5 protein-coding genes are annotated in these 2474 nt (G+C 33.7%); 1 reads left to right on the top strand and 4 read right to left on the bottom strand.

Annotated elements, in window-relative coordinates; genetic code table 11:
• Nucleotides 1-253: 253 nt before the first annotated feature.
• Both ASJ81_RS10995 and ASJ81_RS24215 read right to left on the bottom strand, forming a co-directional pair.
• Nucleotides 254-541 (bottom strand): transposase, encoded by a 288-nt coding sequence (locus ASJ81_RS10995; RefSeq protein ID WP_245860007.1) that lies wholly within the window; start codon nucleotides 539-541, stop codon nucleotides 254-256.
• A gap of 11 nt (nucleotides 542-552) precedes the next feature.
• A complete protein-coding gene (locus ASJ81_RS24215; RefSeq protein ID WP_095644265.1) occupies nucleotides 553-912 on the bottom strand; it encodes a transposase in 360 nt (119 codons plus the stop codon).
• A 217-nt stretch (nucleotides 913-1129) separates the two neighbouring features.
• Between ASJ81_RS24215 and ASJ81_RS10985 the strand changes: the two genes are divergently transcribed.
• Entirely contained in the window at nucleotides 1130-1459 is a 330-nt protein-coding gene (locus ASJ81_RS10985) for a hypothetical protein (RefSeq protein ID WP_095644487.1), read from the top strand.
• A gap of 125 nt (nucleotides 1460-1584) precedes the next feature.
• On the opposite strand, the gene ASJ81_RS10980 is transcribed toward ASJ81_RS10985, so the two are convergent.
• Entirely contained in the window at nucleotides 1585-1983 is a 399-nt protein-coding gene (locus ASJ81_RS10980) for an HI0074 family nucleotidyltransferase substrate-binding subunit (RefSeq protein ID WP_095644486.1), read from the bottom strand.
• Nucleotides 1971-2282: a nucleotidyltransferase family protein gene (locus ASJ81_RS10975; RefSeq protein WP_095644485.1), complete on the bottom strand. Its 312-nt coding sequence runs from the start codon at nucleotides 2280-2282 to the stop codon at nucleotides 1971-1973. The genes ASJ81_RS10980 and ASJ81_RS10975 overlap by 13 nt, the downstream gene beginning before the upstream one ends.
• Nucleotides 2283-2474: the final 192 nt, after the last annotated feature.

Raw genomic sequence — 2474 nt, 5'->3', positions numbered from 1 at the left:
AATAAAACCACTACAGTCTGATTCCGTACCTTTTGGTTCAAGCGCAAGTCCAGTTTCGCTTGTTGGAAGTAACGACTCTTGCAATGATTCACTTTACGTTCTCCATAGAACCCTTATCCTAGCAAGTATTCTGAATTGGACTTTCAGAGGTCTTCACATTGTCCCAGGAGCTTTGCACCCCACCATTACTAGTGACGCACATCCTGGTAGGATTGCTCCGAATGGAAGGAGTAGCGTTTCCGCAATTCATGATTTAACTTCTTGTCGCACTTATTGGTCTTCCTCTCTTCTTTTTCTTCCTATTTCTTTTATTTACTGGTATATTGGACTTTATTCCTCTTCTCCTGTTATATTTTCTAATTTTAGCTGTATCATACATTGCATCAGCTGTTACTTTGGAAGGCCTGTTAACAGGCCTTCCTACAGGTCTCTTTATATTAAAATTTTTAAGTGTAGGTATATAAAGTGTAGAATCATTCTTATTTGCAGGAACAATAATAATCGAGAGAGGTAAACCCTGTAGATCTACTAAAACGCTTATTTTTATTCCTTTTATTTTTTTGTGTCCATCGTAACCGATATTCCCCCTTTTTTAGCCGGAACATCCTTTGTATCAGTAAAGCAGTGAGAAAGACCTATTTTATTCAAATCGTAACCTTTGTTTAAAAGTTCATTGAAAATCTTCTGATAAATACCATGTTCACACAGATATAGATGGAATTTATGTACTGTTGACTTAGATCCATATTTCCTGGGAACGTCTTTCCACGTACAACCTGTCATAACAACGTACAAAATACCGTTCATTAACTTTCTCATATTTGCACGTGGCCTTCCTGTATATGATTTCTGTGGAGGAAGATAAGGTTCCATGGATTCCCATAGAACATCATCGATTTCACGAAATGACATAAAAGTAAATTTATAATTTCAACATAATATTACTTTTGGGATAGGCTCATCAAAAGAAGATCGAATAATTGAATTAAATTTAAGACAAACATGGCACTTATATCATGTTACAAAATATAATGAAGAGTTTTGTTGGCGATATGCTACCTATGATTTTTCTAAAACATCAATTCCAGGTTATCTTCATGCAACAGTGACAATAACTACTCCTAGCACTATGGAAAAACAAGACCATATTTCTGAAGCAGGGATAAGAGGAAACAAACTAATAATAATTAATAAGGCCTCAACAGGAGATGAAACTACAATTTACCTATTACCTGAATTTAGTATAACCAATGAGCCAGTTTATTACGGAATATGCATTTTATTTACATGGGATCACGTAAGTGGAATTACTCCAATAATTTTTTCAAAAAACCCAATATATGGACAAGATCTCACTATAACAGATAAAAACACAATAAAAAAAATGAATGAACATTGGAAATCATACATGCAAGATGTAAAGAAATATCAAATAATGCCTTTTCCATCAGAAGATTAAAACTATGGCAACGTCTTAGCATAAAATGTTCGGATTTTTACTAATGCACAGGTTTTATTGTAAAACCTGTGTATTTTGTGTAAAAACCTATGAGCTTTATAATTTTAATATACTTCATGTGTTTGTTAGTGATTTTTTGAAGATTCTATAATTCGCTTGCAAATATTGTCCATCAGCTCCCAGTAATCTCTGACTTGTTGGTAGATTTCTTCTATAGCTTCTTCATCATAAGTATGAGTACTGAGATTTCTATCGTCGGTCATTTCAAGAACTTTTACAGTTTCTTCCTCAGAAAGTATACCTACTTTAAATGCTTCTCTAAAGCAAGACTTAGGTGAAGCACACTCAATGCCTTCCTTAATTCGAAGATAATCTTTTATGACTTTCCAGAAAATATCAAATGAGTACTCAAATCTTTTAATTGAAGCATCTCTAACTATTGTTGAATAGGGTTCATCAACAATTTCTTCTAAAGTTCTCAATGCTTTCATTGCAGTTTCAGATCTAAGCCTTAACTTTTCCAAACAATACCCTCTCTAAGTGCCTTTTCTCTAAAAGCTTCCGAGACTTTGGAAAGATCTACCACATCAACAGTATAGGGAAAATTAAGATTATCAATCTTTTCTTTCAATAAGACCAGTTTTTTCCTGTCCAATCTATTTTTTGGAAGAATTCCAATGTCTATGTCCGAAACTCTACTATAATCCCCTCTTGCTCGCGAACCAAAAAGTATTACAATAGCGTTTTCTTCTTTGAAAAACTCAATAAGGAGGGATTTCAAATCTCTTATACTTTTTTGGTAAATCGGGGTAAGATTGCTCATCTATTACTCATTTAGAGGTTTCAATACTTGAATTTAATGTTTGAGACTGTATTTGAGTTTATTCTATCCTAAAATTATTTCGCTTTTTAGGTTATTAAGCTAACTCCAATTTATGCATTGGTTTGAGGTAAAATTTGTTTATTACAAGGGAGCGCAGAGGGTCACGAATACCCCAACCTTTAGGTTGGGGAT

Source organism: Methanosarcina spelaei (genome assembly GCF_002287235.1).
GTDB lineage: Archaea > Halobacteriota > Methanosarcinia > Methanosarcinales > Methanosarcinaceae > Methanosarcina > Methanosarcina spelaei.
This window is presented reverse-complemented; position numbering and strand designations above follow the sequence as displayed.

What these genes read in the sequence shown, in the direction of transcription:
- ASJ81_RS24215 (WP_095644265.1), bottom strand. Translation starts at nt 912, where the DNA reads ATGTCATTTCGTGAAATCGATGATGTTCTATGGGAATCCATGGAACCT.
- ASJ81_RS10985 (WP_095644487.1), top strand. Translation starts at nt 1,130, where the DNA reads ATGGAAAAACAAGACCATATTTCTGAAGCAGGGATAAGAGGAAACAAA.
- ASJ81_RS10975 (WP_095644485.1), bottom strand. Translation starts at nt 2,282, where the DNA reads ATGAGCAATCTTACCCCGATTTACCAAAAAAGTATAAGAGATTTGAAA.